The following is a 22313-nucleotide window of genomic DNA, read 5'->3' on the forward strand; positions in this document are numbered from 1 at the left end:
GCAGAACCCCGCCTTCGGACTCGGCTCCTACACCGAACTGCCGTCGTCCAACCCGGCGGTGCTCGCCTTCCTGCGGGAGTACGAGGACGACCTCGTGCTGTGCGTGCACAACTTCTCCCGCTTCGCCCAGCCCACGGAGCTGGACCTCAGCCGGTTCGGCGGGCGGCATCCCGTCGAGCTGTTCGGCGGGGTGCGGTTCCCCGCCATCGGCGAACTGCCGTACCTGCTCACCCTCGCGGGGCACGGCTTCTACTGGTTCCGGCTGCGCCGCGAGGCCGCGTAACCCGGCGCCCGGTGGGGCGGTTTCCACCGTCCCACCCGGGGCACCCCTCAGTAACACCCCGACTACTCCCCGGGGAAAGGACGTGACGCCATGGCGGAAACGGTCACCCCCTTAGGCACCACAGGTTCACTCCTCGCCTCGCTCGACCCCCTGCTGCGCACCTGGCTGCCCCGGCAGCGCTGGTTCGCGGGCAAGGGGCGCCCGGTCACCGGCTTCACCCCGGTGACCGTCACCGAACTGCTGCCGTCCGGCGGCCGGCTGGGCCTGTACCACCTGCTGCTGCGGGTCCACCAGCCGTCCGCGCCGGGCGGGGAGACACACCCCGGCGACTGCTACCAGCTCCTCGTCGGCGCCCGCGAGGCGCTGCCGCCCCGGCTGGCGCCCGCGCTGATCGGACACGTCACCGAGGGCCCGCTGGCCGGCTGCACGGTGTACGACGCGCTGTACGACCCCCGGCCCGCCGAACTGCTCCTGGAGGCCCTGCGCCACCGGACCCGGATCGGTGTGCTGCGCTTCGAGCGGGACACGCGCCAGGAAATCCGGCCCGGTCTCGTGCCCCGGCTGATGACCGCCGAGCAGTCCAACTCCTCCGTCGTTTATGGAGATACGTTTATTCTCAAGGTGCTGCGCCGAGTGGTGCCCGGCGTCAACCCCGATCTGGAGCTGCCGCTCGCCCTGGCCCGGGAGGGCTGCCCCCGGGTGCCCGCGCCGACGGGCTGGCTGCGGGCCGAGCCGGGCGGGGAGCCGTATGTGCTCGCCGTGCTCCAGCCCTATGTCAGCGGGGCGAGCGACGGCTGGGAGCTGGCGCTGCGCGAGCTGGCCAAGGGCGAGGACTTCGCGGCGGAGGCGCACGCCCTGGGCCGGGCCACCGCCGAGGTGCACACCGCGCTCGCCCGTGCCCTGCCCACCGTCACCCTCGGCCGCGCCCAGCTGGAGCTGCTGGTGGACGGCATGACCGAGCGGCTGGCGGCGGCCGTACGGGCGGTGCCGGCCCTGACGCCGTACGAACCCGGGCTGCGCTCGGCCTACACCGCGCTGGCCGGGCTCGCCGCCGAGGGCCGCACCTGGACCGCCCAGCGGGTGCACGGCGATCTGCACCTGGGGCAGTGCCTGCGGGCGCCGGCCGGCGGCTGGTCGCTGATCGACTTCGAGGGCGAGCCGGCCCGGCCGCTGGCGGAACGGCGCATGCCGCAGCCGGTGGTGCGGGACATCGCGGGCATGCTCCGTTCCTTCGACTACGCGGCCCACTCGGTCCGCCCGCCCGCCCCGGACTGGGCGCACACCTGCCGGGCGGCCTACTGCTCCGGGTACGCGGAGGCATCCGGCCGCGATCCGCGCACCGATCCGGTGCTGCTGCGGGCCTACGAGACCGACAAGGCGGTCTACGAGGTCGTCTACGAGGCCCGGCACCGGCCCGACTGGCTCCCCGTACCGATGTCGGCGATCCGCCGCCTCGCCACGTCCGACCCGACCTGACCGACCCGACCTGACCGACCCGTTCCTCGTCCGGGAGACTCACTCGTGACGTCCAAGAAGCCATCCACCGGGAACACCGGCGGACAACCCCGAGCCGGGCAGACCCAGGCGGCGCGGGCACGGTCCGCGCGGGTGCCCGCGCAGTCCGCGCCGTCCGGGCCGGAGGCCGCGCCCGCCCCCGCCCCCGTGGTCTCCGCGGTCCCCGCCGCCGTGGAACCCGGGGACCGTGAGCGGCTGCTGTACGGCACCCACCACGATCCGCACACCGTCCTCGGCGCCCACCCGGTCCCCGGCGGGGTCGCCCTCCGCGCCTTCCGCCCGTACGCGCGGGCCGTCACCGTGGACTGCGGCGAGCTGCGCGCGCGGCTGCACGACGACGGCGACGGCTTCTTCTCCGGCCTGCTCCCGCTCGCCTCGGTCCCCGCCTACCGGCTGCTCGTGACGTACGACGGCACGGACCTGGAGACCGAGGACCCCTACCGCTTCCTGCCCACCCTGGGCGAGCTGGACCTGCACCTGATCGGCGAGGGCCGGCACGAGCAGCTGTGGCGGGCGCTCGGCGCCCACGTCCTCACCCACCAGGGCGTCACCGGCACCCGGTTCGCGGTGTGGGCGCCGAACGCGCGGGGCGTGCGGGTCTGCGGCGGCTTCAACTTCTGGGACGGCACCGCTTTCCCGATGCGCTCGCTGGGCGGCAGCGGGGTCTGGGAGCTGTTCGTGCCGGGGATCGGCGAAGGGGAGCTGTACAAGTTCGAGATCACCCGGCCGGACGGGTCGCGCACGCTGCGCGCCGACCCGCTGGCCCGCCGCACCGAGGTCCCGCCCGCGACGTCGTCCGTCGTGGACGTCTCACGCCACGAGTGGGGCGACGCCGAGTGGCTGGCGCACCGCGCGGACACCCCCGTGCACGAGGCGCCCTTCTCCGTCTACGAGGTGCACCTGCCCTCCTGGCGGCCGGGGCTGACGTACCGCGAACTGGCCGGGGAACTCACCGCGTACGTACGGGAGATGGGCTTCACGCACGTGGAGCTGATGCCGGTCGCCGAGCACCCCTTCGGCGGCTCGTGGGGCTACCAGGTCACCGGGTACTACGCCCCGACGGCCCGCCTCGGCACCCCCGACGACTTCAAGTACCTGGTGGACCGGCTGCACCAGGCCGGGATCGGGGTGCTGATGGACTGGGTCCCGGCGCACTTCCCGCGCGACGAGTGGGCGCTGGCCGCCTTCGACGGGCGCCCGCTGTACGAGCCGCAGGACCCGCAGCGGGCCGCCCATCCGGACTGGGGCACGCTGGAGTTCGACCTCGGCCGGCGGGAGGTGCGCAACTTCCTGGTGGCGAACGCCGTGTACTGGTGCGAGGAGTTCCACATCGACGGGCTGCGGGTGGACGCCGTCGCCTCCATGCTCTACCTGGACTACTCACGCGACTCCGGGCAGTGGACGCCCAACGAGCACGGCGGCCGGGAGAACCTGGACGCGGTCGCCTTCCTCCAGGAGATGAACGCCACCGTCTACCGGCGCTGCCCGGGCGTGGTCACCATCGCCGAGGAGTCCACCGCCTGGGACGGCGTCACCCGCCCCACCCACCACCGGGGCCCGAGCGGCTTCGGCGGGCTCGGCTTCGGCCTGAAGTGGAACATGGGCTGGATGCACGACTCGCTCCAGTACATGAGCCACGACCCCGTGCACCGCAGGTACCACCACCACGAGATGACGTTCTCGATGGTGTACGCCTACAGCGAGAACTACGTCCTGCCGATCTCGCACGACGAAGTGGTGCACGGCAAGGGGTCCCTGGTGTCGAAGATGCCGGGCGACTGGTGGCAGCGGCGCGCCAACCACCGGGCGTACCTGGGCTTCATGTGGGCCCACCCCGGCAAGCAACTGCTGTTCATGGGACAGGAGTTCGCACAGGGCACCGAGTGGTCGGAGGCGCACGGCCCGGACTGGTGGCTGCTGGATCCGGGGTACGGCGCGGCGGCGGACCACCGGGGCGTGCGGGACCTCGTCCGGGACCTGAACGCGGTGTACCGGGCGGCCCCGGCGCTGTGGCAGCGGGACACCGATCCGGCGGGGTTCGAGTGGATCGCCGGGGACGCGGCGGACGACAACGTCTTCGCGTTCCTGCGCCGCGCCGCCGACGGCACCCCGCTGCTCGCGGTCTCCCACCTCGCGCCGGTGGTCCGCCCCGACTACCGCGTCGGGGTGCCGGAGGACGTCCCGGCCTGGGTGGAGGTCCTGAACACCGACGCCACCCGGTACGGCGGCAGCGGCGTCACCCACCCGGACCCCCTCAAGCCGGACCCCCAGGGCGCCCACGGCCGCCCCGCGAGCCTCCGCCTCACCCTGCCCCCACTGGCTACGGTGTGGCTGCGGCCGGCGTGAGCCCGGCCGGGAGCGATCCGGTGTGCAGGACACCCAGGCGTTGGGTGGCGCGGGTCAGGGACACGTACAGGTCGCTCGTGCCGTAGGCGGCGGGTTCCACCACCAGGACCGAGTCGAACTCCAGGCCCTTGGCCTGGCGGGGGTCGAGCAGGACCACCGTGCGGGTCAGGTCGGGTTCCGCGCCGGCCGTGATCCCGTCCAGGCGCGCGGCCAGGGCGCGGTGCAGCTCGCGGGGGGCGATCACGGCCAGCCGGCCCTCCTCGGGGGTGAGTTCGGCGACCGCCTCGGCGACCGCGCCGGGCAGGTCGCCGGATGCCTGCCGCACCCACGGCCGTACGCCGGTGGAGCGGACCGAGCTGGGCGGCTCGAAGTCCGGGTGCTCGGCGCGGACCACGGCCGCCGCCAGGTCCATGATCTCGGCCGGGGTGCGGTAGTTGACGCCCAGCCGGGTGTGCTCCCAGCGGTCCTCGACATAGGGGGCGAGGATGTCCGCCCAGGAGCCGACGCCGGCCGCCTCGGCGGTCTGGGCGGGGTCGCCGACCAGGGTCATCGAGCGGGTCGGGCTGCGCCGCATCAGCAGCCGCCAGGCCATCGGCGACAGTTCCTGCGCCTCGTCCACGATGATGTGCCCGAACGCCCAGGTGCGGTCGGCGGCGGCCCGTTCGGCGGCGCTGCGGTGGTCGGCCTCCTCCTGCCGTTCGGCGAACCGCTCGGCGTCGATGATGTCGTGCGCGGACAGCACCTCCGACTCCTCGTCGTCCTTGTCCTCGAACTCGTAGGTCCGGGAGGCGTACGACACGTCGAGCACGCCCTGCGCGTAGGCCACCTGGGTCTCGCGTTCGCGTTCGGCGCGGGCGCGGACCAGCCGGTCGTCCTCGCCGAGGAGTTCGGCCGCCTCGTCCAGCAGCGGCACGTCGGCGACGGTCCAGGCGCGGGTCACCGGGCGGCGGATCGCGTCGGCGTCCTCCTCCGGCAGATAGCCGTCGGGCTCGGCGAGGAAGTCGGCGACCAGCCGCCGCGGGGTGATCCGCGGCCACAGCCGGTCGATGGCGTCCCAGACCTCGGGGTTCTCGGCGAGTTCGTCGCGGATCTGGGTGATGTCGGAGGCGTCGAGCAGGCTGCCGCCGTCGTAGGGGTCGGTGCCCACGCGCTCGGCGTACAGCTCGGTGAGCGTGTTGAGGATGTAGCCCTCGAAGTGCTCGCGGGCCGCGTTGTGCGGCAGCTTGGCGGCGCGGGTGCGTTCGCGGGCGACGTTCACCAGGCCGTCGTCCAGCATCAGCACCTCCCGGTCGTGCTCGATCGCGATCACCGGGTCCGGCAGGGCCTGCCGGTCGCGGACGACGGCGGCCAGCACCTCGGCCATGTCGGCACGGCCCTTGACGGCGGCGGCCTCGGGGGTGTCGGCCGCGGTGGCCCTCACCCCGGGGAACAGCTCGCCGACCGTGGCCAGCAGCACCCCGGTCTCGCCGAGGGAGGGCAGCACCTCGCCGATGTAGCCGAGGAAGGCGGGGTTGGGGCCGACGATGAGGACCGCGCGGCGGGCCAGCAGCTCCCGGTGCTCGTAGAGCAGGTACGCCGCCCGGTGCAGGGCCACCGCGGTCTTGCCGGTGCCGGGGCCGCCCTCCACGACGAGCACCCCGCGGTGCGGCGCCCGGATGATCCGGTCCTGCTCGGCCTGGATGGTCTGCACGATGTCGCTCATCCGGCCGGTGCGCGCCGAGTTCAGCGCGGCCAGCAGCACGGCGTCGCCGTTGTGGTCCTCGTGGCCGGTGCGGGTGGCGTCGCCGAGGTCCAGGATCTCGTCGTGCAGGGAGGTGACCGTCCGGCCCTCGGTGGTGATGTGCCGGCGGCGCCGCAGGCCCATCGGGGTGTGGCCGGTGGCCAGGTAGAAGGGGCGGGCGACGTCGGCCCGCCAGTCGATCAGCACGGGGGTGCGCTGGGCGTCGTCCTCGCGCAGCCCGATCCGGCCGATGTGGTGTGTCGTGCCGTCGGCCAGGTCGATCCGGCCGAAGCACAGCGAGCCGTCCACGGCGTTCAGCGCGGCGAGCAGCCCCGAGCGCTCGGCGACCAGGATGTCCCGCTCCAGCCGGGCCTGCATGGGCTTGTCGCCCTGGGCGAGCGCGTCCGCGACCGAGGTCTCGGTCTCGCCGCGCAGGACGTCCACGCGCGCGTACAGTCCGTCGATGAATTCCTGCTCACCGCGCAATTCATCGTCGGGAAATTCGCTGTTCGACAGATCCGCGTTTGACAATTCTGCTCCCGCCCGCATATACTGTGGTCACTGAACTTCTTCGCGATCTCTCGAAATGGAAGTCGCGAACCACCGAATATACGCAGCGAAATCCCCCGAGCGCAATTGCCCGGGGGATTTTTGGTGTCCGGCCACGGCGCTTCACCGCACGTCGGCCGTGAACTGCGCCAGCACCGGCAGTCCCTCCACGCGAGACCGGCCGGGACATCGGTCCCGGCCGGTCTCGTACTCCGAAGGGTCAGGCGGTGCGGCTGTCCGCGAGTTCCTTCTCCGCGTTCTCCTTCTCCTGGGCCGCGGCCTCGTGGCGCGGCAGCAGGACGGCCACCAGGACCGTGCCGACGCCCAGGATCACCGCGCCGACCAGGCTGGTGTGGGCGACCGCGTCGGAGAAGGCGGAGCCGACCGCGTCGGCCATCTGCCGGGCGCCGGAGGCCAGCTCGCCGGCCTGCTGCTTGAGCTGCGCGGCCTGCTGCGGGTCGGTCGCCTGCTGGGCCCGCGCGGCGGCCTGGTGCGCCTTCTCGCCGATGCCCTGCGCGACGGCGTACCCGGCGCCGACGGAGTCCTGCGCGGTGTCCAGGGCGCTCGCCGGGAGCTTGCTGCCCTTGGTGGCGTCGGACAGGTGGTCGCTGTAGGAGGTGGCCAGCAGGGAGCCGAGGATGGCGATGCCGAGCGAGCCGCCCAGCTCCAGCGAGGTGTCGTTGACGGCGCCGCCGACGCCCAGCTCCGACTCCGGGAACGCGCCCATGATGGCGTCGGTGCAGGGCGAGAGCGCCAGGCCTATCGCCAGGCCCAGGATGATCAGCGGCGCCACGAAGTCGCCGTACGTGGAGCCCGCGTCGACCCGGGTGAGCAGCGCGAGGGCGACCGTGCCGCCGGCCATGCCCGCGCCGACGGTCCACTTCATGCCGACGCGCGGGGTGAGCAGGGCGGTCAGGGCCGAGCCGACGAAGACCGCGCCGGCCAGCGGCAGCATGCGCACACCGGTCTGCAGGGCGTCGTAGCCGAGGACGAACTGCAGGTGCTGGGTCAGGTAGTAGAAGGCGCCGAAGACGGCCAGGAAGAACAGGGCGACGGCGAGGTTGGAGCCCGCGAACCGGCGGGCGGTGAAGCGGCGCACGTCCAGGATCGGGCGCGGGTGGCGCAGCTCCCACAGCACGAAGGCGACCAGACCCACGCCGGCGACGACGGCCGCGCCGACGGCCTTGGCGCCCCAGCCGAAGTGCGGGCCCTCGATGATCATGTAGACGAGCGCGGCGGTCCAGATCACCGACAGCACGCCGCCGACGTAGTCGATGCGGTCGTGGTGGCCCGCCTTGGACGGCGGGACGAGGACGAAGGCGGCGACGAGCGCGACGGCCGCGACGGGCACGTTGATCAGGAAGGTGGAGGACCAGCCGTGGTCGCGCAGCAGGGCGCCGGCCACCACGGGTCCGGCGGCGATGGCGAGCCCGGCGGTGGCGGTCCACAGGGTGATGGCCTTGGCCCGCTCGGCACGCGGGAAGGTCGCGGCGAGCAGCGACAGCGTGGCCGGCATGATCAGCGCCGCGCCGACGCCCATCACGGCGCGGGCCGCGATGACGGTCGCCGCGCTGTCGGCGAGGTAGCCGAAGACGGCTCCGCCGCCGAACACCACCAGACCGAGGACGAGCGCTCCGCGCCGGCTGTACTTGTCGCCGATGGCGCCGAGCAGCAGCATCAGCGCCGCGTACGGCACGGTGTAGCCGTCGATCACCCACTGCAGGTCGGCGCTGGAGAGCCCGAGGTCCTTCGTCATGTCGGGCGCGGCGACCGTGAGGGCGGTGTTCGCCATCACGATGATCAGCAGGCTGAGGCAGAGCACCAGCAGCGCCCACCATCGCCGGGCGTAGGGGCGCTCCATCCTCTCGACCGGTTCGGTCATGACGAGTCGCATGGCAGGGATCGCCTTCCTCGGGGTACGCGACGGACTTGCACAGTAACGTGCAATTGCACAACACTGTGCAATGTACGACGTTGCACAGGACTGTGCAAGTCCAGTCCGAAGGGGGTCGGGAAGGCACAATGACCGCCATGACCACGGGTAACACCAGCCGCGCCGACGCAAACCGGCGCCGCATCCTCGACGTCGCCCTCGCGGAGCTGCTGCGCGATCCCGACGCGTCCATGGACCAGATCGCCCGCGCGGCAGGCGTCGTACGACGGACGGTGTACGGCCACTTCCCGAGCCGCGAGGCGCTGATCAGCACGCTCGTGGACGAGGCGGTGCAGGCGCTGGCGGACGCCGACGCGGCGGGCCGGGCGGGAGTGACGGATCCGGCGGAGGCGGTGGCCCGGTCGGTGCTCGCGGTCTGGCAGACCGCCGACCGTTACCGGCTGCTGATCGCGCTGGCCCAGCGGACGGTCACCGTCCAGGGCATCCGCGACCGCCTCGCCCCCCTGCGCGAGTCGAAGGTACGGCTGCTCCAGCGCGGGCTGGACACGGGCGTGTTCCAGTCGCCGCTGCCCGCCCCGGCGCTGGCGTACGTCCACGAGCAGATGCTGTTCGCCCTGATGGAGGCGGTGAACGACGGCCTTCTGGCAGCGGCGCAGGCGGGCCGCTCGGCCACGGTCGCCGTCCTGACCGCGGCGGGCGTGCCCGCCTCCCGGGCCATGGAACTGGTGGCCGAGGTGTCGTAGCAGCGCCTGGGAAACGGAGAACCGGCCGTCCGGCCCCGGTTCAGGCGGGGCCGGACGGCCGGAGAACGGCGGCGGTTCGGATGAGCCGGGCGGCCGGAGACCGGCGGCGGGCGCTCAGGCCTTGACCAGCCCCTCCTTACGGACGGACGGGGTCTCGCTCACCGAGGACCGCCCCTCGTCCAGCAGCGTGGTCTCGTCGAACGGCATCTCGCCGGCCAGCACCCGGCGCACCCGGTCCTTGTCGATCTCCTTGGTCCACGTCCCGACCAGGACCGTCGCCACCGCGTTGCCCGCGAAGTTCGTCAGGGCCCGCGCCTCGCTCATGAAGCGGTCGATGCCCACGATCAGCCCGACGCCGTCGACCAGGGCCGGCTTGTGCGACTGCAGGCCGCCGGCCAGCGTGGCGAGGCCCGCGCCGCTGACCCCGGCCGCGCCCTTGGACGCCAGCAGCAGGAACAGCAGCAGCGGAATCTGCTCGCCCACCGACATCGGCGTCCCGAGCGCGTCCGCGATGTACAGCGACGCCATGGTCATGTAGATCATCGTGCCGTCGAGGTTGAACGAGTAGCCCGTCGGCACGGTGATGCCGACCACCGGCCGGCTGACGCCGAGGTGCTCCATCTTCGCGATCAGCCGGGGCAGCGCGGACTCCGACGACGACGTGGACAGGATCAGCAGGAACTCGCGGGCGAGGTACTTGAACAGCGAGAAGACGTTCAGCCCCGCGACGATCCGCAGCAGCGCGCCGAGCACCAGGAAGACGAACAGGAAGCAGGTGACGTAGAAGCCGAGCATCAGCACGGCCAGGCTCTTGAGCGCGTCGACGCCGGCGGAGCCGACCACGGCCGCGATCGCGCCGAACGCGCCGACCGGCGCCGCCCACATCACCATCGACAGGATGCGGAAGACGAGCCGCTGGAGGTGCTCGATCCCGCGCAGCACCGGCTGCCCGGCCGGGCCCATGGCCTGGAGCGCGAACCCGGCGAGCAGCGCCACCAGCAGCGTCTGGAGCACCTCGCCCTGGGTGAACGCGGACACGAACGTGTTGGGGATGATCGACAGCACGAAGTCCACCGGCGGCAGCGCGTCGCTCTCCACCTGGGCGTGCCCGCTCTTGCGGAGCGCGTCGGTCAGGTGCAGCCCGTCGCCGGGGTGCAGCACATTGCCGACCACGAGACCGATGGCGAGCGCGACGAGCGACATCACCAGGAAGTAGCCGAGGGCGATGCCGCCGACGGCCCCGACCTTCGCGGCCTTCCGTACCGAACCGATACCGAGCACGATCGTGCAGAAGATGATCGGCGAGATCATCATCTTGATCAGGTTCACAAAGCCGGTGCCCAGCGGCTTCAGCTCCACCGCCGCGTCGGGCCAGATCAGGCCCACGGCGATGCCGAGCGCGACCGCCGCGATGACGGCGATGTACAGGTAATGGGTCCGGTCCCGCTGGGCGCGGGGTGCGGCAGGTGCCGTATCGGCGGGGCTGGCGGCCACGACTGCCCTCCTTGACGTCTTCGTCGGCGAACAACCGGCGTGCGGCTCACGTCCGGGCGTTGTTGGGAACGCCGTGACTATCTCCCGGCCTGTGAGGGCGGTCACCCTTCCGTTCATTTAGTTCACGATCGGACGGAGAGGCACACTGCTGACATGCGTCTGCCCGCCCTCCCCCGACCCCGCAGCCTGGCCGGCCAGCTGTTCGCCATGCAGGCCGTGCTGATCGCGGTGGTCGTGGCCGGGTACGCGCTCTTCACCTACGTCAGCGACCGGCGGCAGGCCGAGGAGGCCGCCGCGCGGCAGGCCACGGCGGTGGCCCGGTCGGTCGCCGACGCCCCCTCGGTCCGCGCGGCGATCCGCGGCCCGGACCCGACGGCCCGGCTGGAGCCGTACGCCCTCCAGGTCACCCGGGACGCCAACGTCGACTTCGTGACGATCATGGACCCGTCCGGCATCCGCTGGACCCACCCGGACCGCGCGCAGATCGGCGGACGCTTCCTCGGCAGCATCGAACCGGCCCGGCACGGCCGTACCTTCACCGAGACCTACACGGGCACGCTCGGCCCGTCCGTCCGCGCGGTGACCCCGGTCACGGACGGCGGCCGGATCACCGGGCTGGTGAGCGCCGGCATCAAGGTCGAGACGATCAGCGCCCGGATCCAGGACCAGGTCACCGCGCTGCTCGGGGTGGCCGGCGGGGCGCTGGTGCTGGGCGCGGTCGGCACCTATGTGATCAACGCCCGGCTGCGCCGCCACACCCACGGCATGAACGCCACCGAGCTGAGCCGGATGCACGACTACCACCAGGCGGCGCTGCACGCGGTCCGGGAAGGGCTGCTGATGCTCGACGGCCAGTACCGCGTCGCACTGGTCAACGACGGCGGCCGGGAACTGCTGGGGCTCGGCGGCACCCCGGACGCGGAACTGGTCGGCCGCTCGGTCGCCGGGCTCGGCCTGCCGGCCCCGCTCACCGGCGCCCTGCTGTCCTCCGAACCCCGGGTGGACGAGGTGCACCTGACCGCGTCCCGGGTGCTGGTGGTGAACACCTCCCCGGTGTCCGGGGGCGAGCGCCGGGGCACGGTCGTGACGCTCCGGGACGTCACCGAACTCCAGTCCCTGATGGGCGAGCTGGACTCCGAGCGCGGCTTCACGCAGGCGCTGCGCTCGCAGGCGCACGAGGCCGCGAACCGGCTGCACACGGTCGTCTCGCTGATCGAACTGGGCCGCGCCGAGGAGGCGGTGGAGTTCGCCACGGCCGAGCTGGAGCTGGCCCAGGCCCTCACCGACCAGGTGGTGGCGGCGGTCGGCGAGCCGGTGCTGGCCGCGCTGCTGCTGGGCAAGACCGCCCAGGCGCACGAGCGGGGCGTGGAGCTGGTGGTCTCCCCGGACAGCCGCCTGGACGACGGCCTGCTGCCGGCCGAGCTGCCGGCGCGGGACCTGGTCACGATCCTCGGCAACCTGATCGACAACGCGGTGGACGCGGCCCAGGGCAGCGTCCGGGCGCGGGTGACGGTGACGGCGTACGCTTCGGGCGCCGAGCTGGTGCTGCGGGTGTCGGACACCGGCCCCGGTGTCGACCCCGCGCATGCCGGCCTGGTATTCCAGCGGGGGTTCTCCACCAAGCCGGCCGGGCCGGGCGGGCGGGGACTCGGGCTGGCCCTGGCCCGGCAGGCGGTGACCCGCCACGAGGGCACGCTGACGGTGACGGGATCCGGCGAGGACGGCGAGGGCGGAGCGGTGTTCGAGGTGCGGTTGCCGTTGCGCGCGCCCCTGGGTGGTGGCGGAGGCGCGTCACCGGGCGGCGGATCCGCGACTACAGGCGACGACGCGTACGCGTCACCAGGCAGCGCACGCACGTCGACGGGCAACGGGACCGCGCCCCTGGGCGGCGGCGGATACGCGCCCCCAGGCGACGAACCAACGACCACGGGCAGCGACGGCTATGCGTCACCAGGCAGCGCACGCACGTCCGCGGGCGACGGACCCGCGTCCCCGGGCGGCGGCGCATGTCCGTCTCCCGCCGGTGGGTCCGCGACCACGGGCAGCGACGGCTATGCGTCACCAGGCAGCGCATCCACGTCGACGGGCAACGGGACCGCGCCCCCAGGCGACGGCGGATACGCGCCCCCAGGCGACGAACCAACGACCACGGGCAGCGACGGCTATGCGTCACCAGGCAGCGCACGCACGTCCGCGGGCGACGGACCCGCGTCCCCGGGCGGCGGCGCATATCCGTCTCCCGCCGGTGGGTCCGCGACTACGGGCAGCGGCGGGTACGCGCCCCAAGCCGACGGACCCGCGACCACGCGCAGTGGCGGAAGCGCACCCCTGGGCGGTGGCGGATGACGGACGAACGGCAGCCCATCCGCGTCCTGGTCGTCGAGGACGACCCGGTGGCCGCCGACGCCCACGTGATGTACGTCGGCCGGGTGCCGGGATTCGTCGCGGTCGGGAAGGCGCACACCGGCGCGGAGGCCCGGCGGATCCTGGACCGCACCCCGGTGGACCTGCTCCTGCTGGATCTGCACCTGCCCGACGTGCACGGCTTGCAGCTGGCCAGGTCGCTGCGCGCGGGCGGGCACCACGCGGACGTGATCGCGGTGACCTCGGCGCGGGACCTGGCGGTGGTGCGGGAGGGCGTCTCGCTGGGCGTCGTCCAGTACGTCCTGAAACCGTTCACGTTCGCGACGCTCCGGGACCGGCTGGTGCGCTACGCCGAGTTCCACGCGGCGGCGGGCGAGGCGAGCGGCCAGGACGAGGTCGACCGGGCCCTGGCGGCCCTGCGCGCCCCCACGCCGGCGGCCCTGCCGAAGGGCCTGAGCGCACCGACGCTGCAACGGGTGACGGGCGCGCTGCGGGAGGCGCCGGACGGGCTCACGGCGGCCGGGCTGGCCGAGGCGGTGGGCATCTCCCGCATCACGGCCCGCCGCTACCTGGAACACCTGGTGGACACGGGCCGGGCCGCCCGGAGCCCGCTGTACGGGCAGGTGGGCCGGCCGGAGCTGGTGTACCGGTGGGTGCCGCAGGGGCGGTGAGGCCACGGCGCGGGGGCGATCCCCGGCCGCCCCCGCCCGGGTACGGCGGACCGCGCGGTGCCCGGGACGGCCCGGCCGGCGCGCGCTATCACCCCGCAGACGCATTGACCTGACCGGACCAGCGCTCTTACCTTCACACGGCAGTCATCTCCGCGCCACCCCCACGTGCGCTCAGGAGGTCATGCCCGTGCGCCCCACCGCCGCCCTCTCCGCCCTCCTCGCCGCCGCCCTCTCCGTCACCGCGCTCGCCGCCTGCGGCAGCGGTTCCGGTCACGGCCCGGACACGGTCAAGGTGTCGTACAAGCAGTCCACCGACAACTCCGTCAAGGTGGCGGACACCTACCTGGCCGGCGTCAAGAAGCAGTTCGAGCGCGAACACCCCGGCAAGAAGGTGGAGTTCGTGCCGATCAAGGCGCCGGACGCGGAGTACTACACCAAGCTCCAGCAGATGCTGCGCTCCCCGCGCACCGCCCCGGACCTGGTCTACGAGGACACCTTCCTCATCAACTCCGACATCACCAGCGGGTACTTGAGACCGCTCGACGCCTATCTGGCCAAGTGGCCGGACTGGAAGCAGTTCATCGGCAGCGCGAAGGCGGCGGCGAAGGGCCGGGACGGCAAGACGTACGGGGTGCCGGACGGCACGGACACCCGCGGACTCTGGTACGACAGGCGGGTGTTCGCGAAGGCGGGCCTGCCGGCGGACTGGCAGCCGCGGACCTGGGCGGACGTCCTGGCCGCCGCCCGCGCCATCAAGCGGAAGGTCCCCGGCGTCGTCCCGCTCAACGTCTACACCGGCAAACCGGCGGGCGAACGGGCCACGATGCAGGGGTTCGAGATGCTCCTGTACGGCACGGGCGACGGCTCCTCGGACCCGCTGTACGACGACACCACCGGCAAGTGGGTCGTCGGGTCCCGGGGCTTCAAGGACGCGCTGACGTTCGTGGAGACCGTCTACCGGGAGAAGCTCGGCCCCGACGTCTCCGACGCCCTCGACCCGAACTTCAACACCACCGTCAACGGCGAACTGCTCCCCCAGGGCAAGCTCGGCATCGCCCTCGACGGCTCCTGGCTGCCGCAGTCCTGGCAGCCGGGTTCCGGGCACGTGTGGCCCGACTGGTCCCGGCAACTGGGGCTCGCCGCCATGCCCACCCAGCACGGCCAGGCGCCCGGCAAGGTGAGCATGTCCGGCGGCTGGACCTGGGCCATCCCGGCGAAGGCCGCCAACCCCGGCCTCGCTTTCGACTTCGTCAAGACGCTCCAGACGAAGGACAACGCCCGCAAGTGGTACATCGCCAACTCCGGCATCGCCGTACGCCAGGACGTCGCCGCCGACCCCGCCTACACCGGCGCCCAGCCCGGCCTGCGGTTCTTCACCGGCCTGGTGGCCCACACGCACTACCGGCCCGCGTACCCGGCGTACCCGAAGGTGTCGACCGCCATCCAGGAGGCCATGGAGGGCGTCACGACCGGTGACCTGTCCGTGGCGGAGGCGGCGAGCGGCTACGACGCCACCGTCAAGGACGTCACCGGCGGCCGAGTGGTCCGCAAGTGAGGCGCGGGCACCCGGCCGTCCGGGCCCTCCCGGTCGTTCCCGCGCTGGTCCTGCTGCTGCTCTTCCTCGCCGGGCCGATCGCCTACTGCGTCTGGATCGCCTTCACCGACCTCCAGCTCACCGGCCAGGCCCACTCCTCCTTCACCGGGCTCGCCAACTTCCGCCGGGCCTTCCGGGACGACGCCTTCCTGAACGCCGTCCGGCTGACCCTGGTGTTCACGGTGCTGTCCTCGCTCATCGGGCAGAACACCCTCGGGCTCGTGCTGGCCGCGCTGATGAAGCGCGCCTCGAAACCCGTCCGCACCCTCACCGGCGGGGTGGTGATCACCGCGTGGGTGCTGCCGGAGGTGGTGGCCGGGTTCCTGCTGTACGCGTTCTTCCGCCGCGAGGGCACGCTGAACGCGGTCCTGGACTGGCTGGGTCTGCCCCGCCAGAACTGGCTGTTCACGCTGCCCATCCTCGCCGTGTCCTTCGCCAACGTCTGGCGCGGGACGGCGTTCTCGATGCTGGTGTACTCCGCCGCGCTGGACGAGATCCCCGCCGAGATCACCGAGGCCGCCGAGGTGGACGGGGCCGGCGGATGGCGGCGGCTGTGGCACATCACGCTGCCGATGATCCGCCGTTCCATCGGCACCAATCTGATGCTCAACACCCTCCAGACGCTCTCGGTGTTCGGGCTGATCTGGGTGATGACGCGGGGCGGGCCCGGCGACCGCAGCCAGACCCTGCCGCTGTTCATGTACGAACAGGCGTTCCAGAACAGCATGATCGGGTACGGCACGGCGGTCGCGCTGCTCCTGCTGCTGGTCGGTTCCCTGTTCTCCGTGGTCTATCTGCGGCTGCTGCGGACGGAGGTCTGATGCCCCGCCGACGCGCCCCACACCGACGCGCCTCCCGTCGGGGTCCGTTCCGCCGGGGTCCGTTCCGCCGGCGCGCCACCCGGCGGCTCGCCGCAGACCTCGCGCTGCTCGCCGTGGCCGCCGCCTTCGCGCTGCCGCTGGCCTGGGTGCTGCTGTCCGCCGTGGACCCGGGCGCCGGCCTGCGGGTACGGGTCCCGGACGGGCTCACCCTGGACAACTTCCGCGCGGTCCTCACCCCCGACATCACCTACACACCGCTGCTCAACAGCCTGCTGCTGTGCGGGGGCGGCACGGCGCTGACCGTCGGCTGCGCGGCCCTCGCCGCGTATCCGCTGTCCCGGTTCCCCTCCCGGCTGAACCGCCCGTTCCTGCTGACCATCCTGTTCGCGACCAGCCTGCCCATCACGGCGATCATGGTGCCGGTGTACGCCCTGTTCGTCCGGGTGAACCTGATCGACACCCTCCAGGGCACCGTCTTCTTCTTCGCCGCCTCCCAACTCCCCTTCGCCATCTGGCTGATGAAGAACTTCATGGACAGTGTGCCGAGGGAGCTGGAGGAGGCGGCCTGGACGGACGGGGCCTCGGCCGCGCAGTCGCTGGTGCGGATCGTGCTGCCGCTGATGGGGCCGGGGCTGGCCGTGGTGACGGTGTTCTCGTTCGTGATGATGTGGGGGAACTTCTTCGTCCCGTTCATGCTGCTGCTCAGCCCGGACCGGATGCCGGCCTCGGTGAGCGTCAACGACTTCTTCGGCAACCGGGGCATGGTGGCCTACGGCCAGCTCGCCGCGTTCTCCGTGCTCTACTCGACGCCCGTGATCCTGCTGTACGTCCTGGTGGCCCGGCGACTGGGCGGCGGGTTCGCGCTGGGCGGGGCGGTGAAGGGGTGATGCCGCGACGCGGGGTGACACCGGGTGCCGGGGTATGCCCGGCGATCACCCCGTACGTTCCTACGATCCGTGATCTCGGCGGAACCGACCGTGGTCAGGACCCCTCCGCGCCCCTACGTTGTGCGGGGTGCGCCCACCCTCAGCCCCACCGAACCCCCCGGCCCTCCCGTTCGACGCCCCGGCCGCCCGCAGGCTCCGCGCCGCGCTCGGCATGGGGCCCGAGCACGTCGCCCACGGAATGCGCGTCTCGTACGGGCTGCCGTACGTCACCGCCGATCTCGTGATCGCCTGGGAGCGCGGCACGGTCTCACCCGGAAACCCCGAACTCACCGCGCTGGCGGGTGTGTTGTGGTGTTCGCCGGGTGAGCTGCTCAGCCGGCCGCGGACCCTGCGCGAGCATCGCATCGCCCGGTCCGTGGCGCCCGAGGACGTCGCCCACGCCGTCGGCATGGACCTGCGCGCGTATCTGAGGGCGGAGGAGAGCGGGGTGTGGCGGGGCAACGAGCGCCAGTCGGCCGCGCTCGCGCGGATCCTCCGTCTGGCGCTGCCCGACTTCGTCGCCGTCACCGGCCGCGAGGCGAAGCTGGCGGAGCTGCTGCGCAGCGCGGTGACGACCCGCTGGCAGGCGTATGTACGGCCGCTGCTGAAGCTCGTTCCCCTGGACCGGGAGGTCCTGGAACCGGTCCTCCAGGAACTGCACCAGGACTACCAGGGGCACATGGCCGCCACCCTCGGCTGGGGCGGCGGCAGCCGGAGCGCCGGCGAACCGGGGCAGCGGTTCCTGGACGCCATCGTGGAGGCGTTCTGGCGGTCCGTGACGGACCGGACCGCCTGACGGACGGCGACCGCGGCCGGTTCCGGACCGGCCGCGACCGTTTCTAGAAGACCGACTCGGCCTCGTCCATGCGGTCCTTCGGCACCGTCTTCAGCTCGGTGACGGCCTCCGCGAGCGGCACCATCACGATGTCGGTGCCGCGCAGCGCGGTCATCCTGCCGAACTCGCCGCGGTGCGCGGCCTCGACGGCGTGCCAGCCGAAGCGGGTGGCGAGGACGCGGTCGTAGGCGGTGGGGACGCCGCCGCGCTGGACGTGGCCGAGGATGACCGGCTTGGCCTCCTTGCCGAGGCGCCGCTCCAGCTCGTAGGCGAGGGCGGTGCCGATGCCCTGGAAGCGCTCGTGGCCGTACTGGTCGATCTCGCCCTTGCCGTAGTCCATGGTGCCCTCGGCGGGGTGGGCGCCCTCGGCGACGCAGATGACCGCGAACTTCTTGCCGCGGGCGAACCGCTCCTCGACCATCTTGACCAGGTCGGCGGGGTCGAAGGGCCGCTCGGGCAGGCAGATGCCGTGGGCGCCGGCGGCCATGCCGGACTCCAGGGCGATCCAGCCGGCGTGGCGGCCCATGACCTCGACGACCATCACCCGCTGGTGGGACTCGGCGGTGGTCTTCAGGCGGTCCATCGCCTCGGTGGCCACGCCCACGGCCGTGTCGAAGCCGAAGGTGCGGTCGGTGGAGGAGATGTCGTTGTCGATGGTCTTCGGCACGCCGACGACCGGCAGGCCCGCGTCGGAGAGCATGCGGGCCGCGGTGAGGGTGCCCTCGCCGCCGATCGGGATCAGCGCGTCGATGCCGAACTCCTCGACCATGTCCGCCGCGCCCTCGCAGGCCTCGCGCAGCCGGTCGCGCTCCAGGCGGGAGGAGCCGAGGATGGTGCCGCCGCGGGCCAGGATGCCGCTGACCGCGTCCAGGTCGAGGGGCCGGTAGTGGCGGTCGAGCAGGCCGCGGTAGCCGTCCTCGAAGCCGATGACCTCGTCCCCGTACTGGGCGACCGCCCGGTGCACGACCGAGCGGATCACGGCGTTCAGGCCGGGGCAGTCGCCGCCTGCGGTGAGAACTCCGATGCGCATCGTGCTGTGTCTCCTGCTCGCTGTCGTGTGCCGGTGAGCCAGTGACGATTCTTTCACGTCCGCCGATGCGGTGAAGTCCTGACGGGCGCCTTATCCGTCAGCGGGGGTATTGTCAAGAGGGTTCAGCTCACCTCGGTGGGCGATTTTTATGCCGAAGAGGCGACAGAAGCGACATGAGGAACGGAGTGGACACGTGACGCGCAGCGTGTACGTGACCGGGATCGACCGCGGTGACGGCCGCCAGGTCGTGGAGCTGGGGGTCATGGAACTCCTCACCCGGCAGGTCGACCGGGTGGGCGTGTTCCGTCCGCTCGTCCACGACGGACCCGATCGGCTGTTCGAGCTGCTGCGGGCCCGGTACCGCCTCGCGCAGGACCCGGCGACGGTCTACGGCATGGACTACCGGGAGGCGTCCGCGCTCCAGGCCGAGCAGGGCACGGACGAGCTGGTCTCCGCCCTCGTCGACCGCTTCCACCTGGTGGCCCGGGACTACGACGTGGTCCTGGTCCTCGGCACCGACTTCGCCGGCACCCAGCTGCCGGACGAGCTGTCCCTGAACGCCCGGCTCGCCAACGAGTTCGGCGCCTCGGTCATCCCCGTGGTGGGCGGCCGCAAGCAGACCGACGAGTCGGTGCTGGCCGAGACCCGCAACGCCTACCGCGCCTACGAAGGGCTCGGCTGCGACGTGCTGGCCATGGTCGCCAACCGGGTGGCCCGCGAGGACCGCGACAAGATCGCCGAGCGGCTGGCCGACCGGCTGCCGGTGCCCTGCTACGTGGTCCCGGACGAGCCCGCCCTCTCCGCGCCGACGGTCGCCCAGATCGCCCAGACCCTGGACGCCAGGGTGCTGCTCGGCGACGACTCCGGCCTGGCCCGGGACGCGATGGACTTCGTCTTCGGCGGCGCCATGCTGCCCAATCTGCTGGGCGCCCTGACCCCGGGCTGCCTGGTGGTCACCCCGGGCGACCGGGCCGACCTGGTCGTGGGCTCGCTGGCCGCGCACAGCGCCGGCACCCCGCCGATCGCCGGTGTGCTGCTGACGCTCAACGAGGTGCCGCGCGACGAGATCCTCACCCTGGCCGCCCGGCTCGCCCCGGGCACCCCGGTGCTGTCGGTGTCCGGCAACAGCTTCCCCACCGCCGAGCAGCTGTTCTCCCTGGAGGGCAAGCTGAACGCGGCCACCCCGCGCAAGGCGGAGACCGCCCTCGGCCTGTTCGAGCGCCACGTCGACACCGCCGAGCTGGCCCGCCGGGTCTCGGCACCGAGCAGCGACCGGGTCACCCCGATGATGTTCGAGCACAAGCTGCTGGAGCAGGCCCGCTCCGACAAGCGCCGCGTGGTGCTCCCGGAGGGCACCGAGGAGCGGGTGCTGCACGCGGCCGAGGTGCTGCTGCGCCGGGGCGTGTGCGACCTGACCCTGCTCGGCCCCGAGGACCGGATCCGCAAGAAGGCCGCGGACCTCGGCATCGACCTCGGCGACACCCAGCTGATCGACCCGGCCACCTCCGGGCTGCGCGACGCCTTCGCCGAGAAGTACGCGGCCCTGCGCGCCCACAAGGGCGTCACGGTGGAGCTGGCCTACGACGTCGTCTCCGACGTGAACTACTTCGGCACCCTGATGGTCCAGGAGGGCCTGGCCGACGGCATGGTCTCCGGCTCGGTGCACTCCACGGCCGCCACCATCCGGCCCGCCTTCGAGATCATCAAGACCCGGCCGGACGCCTCCATCGTCTCGTCGGTGTTCTTCATGTGCCTGGCCGACAAGGTGCTGGTCTACGGCGACTGCGCGGTCAACCCGGACCCGAACGCCGAGCAGCTCGCGGACATCGCCATCCAGTCGGCGGCCACCGCCGCCCGGTTCGGCGTGGAGCCGCGGATCGCGATGCTGTCGTACTCCACCGGCACCTCCGGCTCCGGCGCCGACGTGGACAAGGTGCGCGAGGCCACCGAGCTGGCCCGCTCGCGCCGGCCGGACCTGAAGATCGAGGGCCCGATCCAGTACGACGCGGCCGTGGAGCCGTCCGTCGCGGCGACCAAGCTGCCCGACTCGGACGTGGCCGGGCAGGCGACGGTTCTGATCTTCCCGGACCTCAATACGGGCAACAACACCTACAAGGCCGTGCAGCGCTCGGCCGGCGCGATCGCCGTCGGCCCGGTCCTCCAGGGCCTGCGCAAGCCGGTCAACGACCTGTCCCGCGGCGCCCTCGTCCAGGACATCGTCAACACGGTCGCCATCACGGCGATCCAGGCCCAGACCCCCACCCCCACCGAGAAGGCGTCCCAGCAGTGACCTCCCCCACCCGTGTCCTCGTCCTCAACTCCGGCTCCTCGTCGCTGAAGTACCAGCTGCTGGACATGCGGGACAGCAGCCGCCTCGCGGTGGGCCTGGTCGAGCGGATCGGCGAGCAGACCTCCCGGATCGAGCACACCTGCCTCACCGGCGGCGGCACCCGCGAGCACACCGGCCCCATCGCCGACCACGAGGCCGCCCTCAAGACGGTCGGCGAGGAGCTGAGCCGCGACGGCCTCGGCCTGGACTCCCCCGAACTGGCCGCCATCGGGCACCGGGTGGTGCACGGCGGGATGTTCTTCACCGAGCCCACCGTCATCGACGACGAGGTGCTCACCGAGATCGAGCGGCTGATCCCGGTCGCCCCGCTGCACAACCCGGCCAACCTCACCGGCATCCGCACCGCCCGGGCGCTGCGCCCCGACCTGCCCCAGGTCGCCGTCTTCGACACCGCGTTCCACACGACGATGCCGGAGTCCGCGGCGCGCTACGCCATCGACCCGAAGATCGCCGACCGCCACCGGATCCGCCGCTACGGCTTCCACGGCACCTCGCACGCCTACGTCTCCCGCGAGACCGCGCGGCTGCTGGGCAAGGACCCGTCCGAGGTCAACGTGATCGTGCTGCACCTGGGCAACGGCGCCTCCGCCTCCGCGGTGGAGAAGGGCCGCTGTGTGGACACCTCCATGGGACTGACCCCCTTGGAGGGGCTGGTGATGGGTACGCGGTCCGGTGATCTGGATCCGGCCGTCATCTTCCATTTGGCCCGGGTTGGCGATATGTCCATGGACGAGATCGACACTCTTCTCAACAAGAGGAGCGGCCTGTTCGGTCTGTGCGGGGACAACGACATGCGGGAGATCCGCCGCCGGATCGACGAGGGCGACGAAGAGGCCGCGCTCGCCTTCGACATTTACATTCACCGGATCAGGAAGTACATCGGCGCCTATTACGCGGTGCTCGGCACCGTGGACGCGGTGGCCTTCACGGCCGGGGTCGGGGAGAACGCGGCACCGGTGCGGGAGGCGGCGATCACGGGCCTGGAGAGCCTGGGCCTGGCCGTCGACCCCGAGCGCAACGCCGTGCGCGGCGGCGGGGCGCGGCTGATTTCGCCGGACACCGCCCGGGTGGCGGTCGCCGTGGTGCCGACGGATGAAGAACTGGAGATCGCGACGCAGACCTACGCACTGGTCGGAAAGAACAAGTGAATAGCACCTGAGCGGTGTGGCACTCATTTG

Annotated in this window: 16 protein-coding genes; 12 read left to right on the forward strand and 4 right to left on the reverse strand. The window is 72.4% G+C overall.

Features of this window, described 5'->3' with window-relative positions:
- The 3 genes from IE251_RS41320 to glgB all read left to right on the forward strand — a co-directional run.
- Positions 1-283 (forward strand): alpha-glucosidase C-terminal domain-containing protein (locus IE251_RS41320; RefSeq protein ID WP_229897015.1); only part of this gene is annotated, 283 nt, incomplete at its 5' end.
- Positions 284-373: 90 nt separating this feature from the next.
- On the forward strand, positions 374-1759 hold the full coding sequence (locus IE251_RS30975) for a maltokinase N-terminal cap-like domain-containing protein (RefSeq protein ID WP_189756287.1): 1386 nt from the start codon (positions 374-376) through the stop codon (positions 1757-1759).
- A gap of 132 nt (positions 1760-1891) precedes the next feature.
- On the forward strand, positions 1892-4144 hold the full coding sequence (gene glgB, locus IE251_RS30980) for a 1,4-alpha-glucan branching enzyme (RefSeq protein WP_373302072.1): 2253 nt from the start codon (positions 1892-1894) through the stop codon (positions 4142-4144).
- Here the strand turns inward: glgB and IE251_RS30985 are convergent.
- Entirely contained in the window at positions 4119-6413 is a 2295-nt protein-coding gene (locus IE251_RS30985) for a HelD family protein (RefSeq protein ID WP_189756289.1), read from the reverse strand. The genes glgB and IE251_RS30985 overlap by 26 nt on opposite strands.
- Positions 6414-6633: 220 nt before the next feature.
- Complete coding sequence (locus tag IE251_RS30990) at positions 6634-8307, reverse strand: MFS transporter (protein WP_189756290.1); 1674 nt, start codon at positions 8305-8307, stop codon at positions 6634-6636.
- Between the two features lie 128 nt (positions 8308-8435).
- Between IE251_RS30990 and IE251_RS30995 the strand changes: the two genes are divergently transcribed.
- Positions 8436-9050 (forward strand): TetR/AcrR family transcriptional regulator, encoded by a 615-nt coding sequence (locus IE251_RS30995; protein WP_189756291.1) that lies wholly within the window; start codon positions 8436-8438, stop codon positions 9048-9050.
- 114 nt (positions 9051-9164) lie between these two features.
- On the opposite strand, the gene IE251_RS31000 is transcribed toward IE251_RS30995, so the two are convergent.
- Positions 9165-10544 (reverse strand): cation:dicarboxylate symporter family transporter, encoded by a 1380-nt coding sequence (locus tag IE251_RS31000; protein WP_189756292.1) that lies wholly within the window; start codon positions 10542-10544, stop codon positions 9165-9167.
- Between the two features lie 153 nt (positions 10545-10697).
- Here IE251_RS31000 and IE251_RS31005 point away from each other — a divergent pair, with 153 nt between their 5' ends.
- The 6 genes from IE251_RS31005 to IE251_RS31030 all read left to right on the forward strand — a co-directional run bounded on the left by IE251_RS31005 (position 10698) and on the right by IE251_RS31030 (position 17716).
- Positions 10698-12890, forward strand: a complete 2193-nt coding sequence (locus tag IE251_RS31005) for a sensor histidine kinase (RefSeq protein WP_229897016.1) — start codon at positions 10698-10700, stop codon at positions 12888-12890.
- Complete coding sequence (locus tag IE251_RS31010) at positions 12887-13579, forward strand: response regulator (RefSeq protein ID WP_189756293.1); 693 nt, start codon at positions 12887-12889, stop codon at positions 13577-13579. The genes IE251_RS31005 and IE251_RS31010 overlap by 4 nt, the downstream gene beginning before the upstream one ends.
- A 181-nt stretch (positions 13580-13760) precedes the next feature.
- A complete protein-coding gene (locus IE251_RS31015; RefSeq protein ID WP_189756294.1) occupies positions 13761-15134 on the forward strand; it encodes an extracellular solute-binding protein in 1374 nt (457 codons plus the stop codon).
- Positions 15131-15994, forward strand: a complete 864-nt coding sequence (locus tag IE251_RS31020) for a carbohydrate ABC transporter permease (RefSeq protein WP_189756295.1) — start codon at positions 15131-15133, stop codon at positions 15992-15994. Before IE251_RS31015 ends, IE251_RS31020 begins: the two co-directional genes overlap by 4 nt.
- Positions 15994-16881 (forward strand): carbohydrate ABC transporter permease, encoded by an 888-nt coding sequence (locus IE251_RS31025; RefSeq protein ID WP_229897017.1) that lies wholly within the window; start codon positions 15994-15996, stop codon positions 16879-16881. The genes IE251_RS31020 and IE251_RS31025 overlap by 1 nt, the downstream gene beginning before the upstream one ends.
- A 127-nt stretch (positions 16882-17008) precedes the next feature.
- Entirely contained in the window at positions 17009-17716 is a 708-nt protein-coding gene (locus IE251_RS31030; RefSeq protein WP_189756296.1) for an XRE family transcriptional regulator, read from the forward strand.
- A gap of 43 nt (positions 17717-17759) precedes the next feature.
- Here the strand turns inward: IE251_RS31030 and IE251_RS31035 are convergent, their stop codons facing one another.
- A complete protein-coding gene (locus IE251_RS31035; protein ID WP_030790176.1) occupies positions 17760-18785 on the reverse strand; it encodes an ATP-dependent 6-phosphofructokinase in 1026 nt (341 codons plus the stop codon).
- Between the two features lie 193 nt (positions 18786-18978).
- On the opposite strand from IE251_RS31035, the gene pta reads away from it, so the two are divergent.
- Positions 18979-21075 carry a phosphate acetyltransferase gene (gene pta / locus IE251_RS31040; protein ID WP_189756297.1) on the forward strand — a complete coding sequence of 699 codons (2097 nt, stop codon included), beginning with the start codon at positions 18979-18981 and terminating at the stop codon, positions 21073-21075.
- On the forward strand, positions 21072-22283 hold the full coding sequence (locus IE251_RS31045; RefSeq protein ID WP_189756298.1) for an acetate kinase: 1212 nt from the start codon (positions 21072-21074) through the stop codon (positions 22281-22283). The genes pta and IE251_RS31045 overlap by 4 nt, the downstream gene beginning before the upstream one ends.
- Positions 22284-22313: the final 30 nt, after the last annotated feature.

The organism is Streptomyces eurythermus (genome assembly GCF_014649115.1).
Lineage (GTDB): Bacteria > Actinomycetota > Actinomycetes > Streptomycetales > Streptomycetaceae > Streptomyces > Streptomyces eurythermus.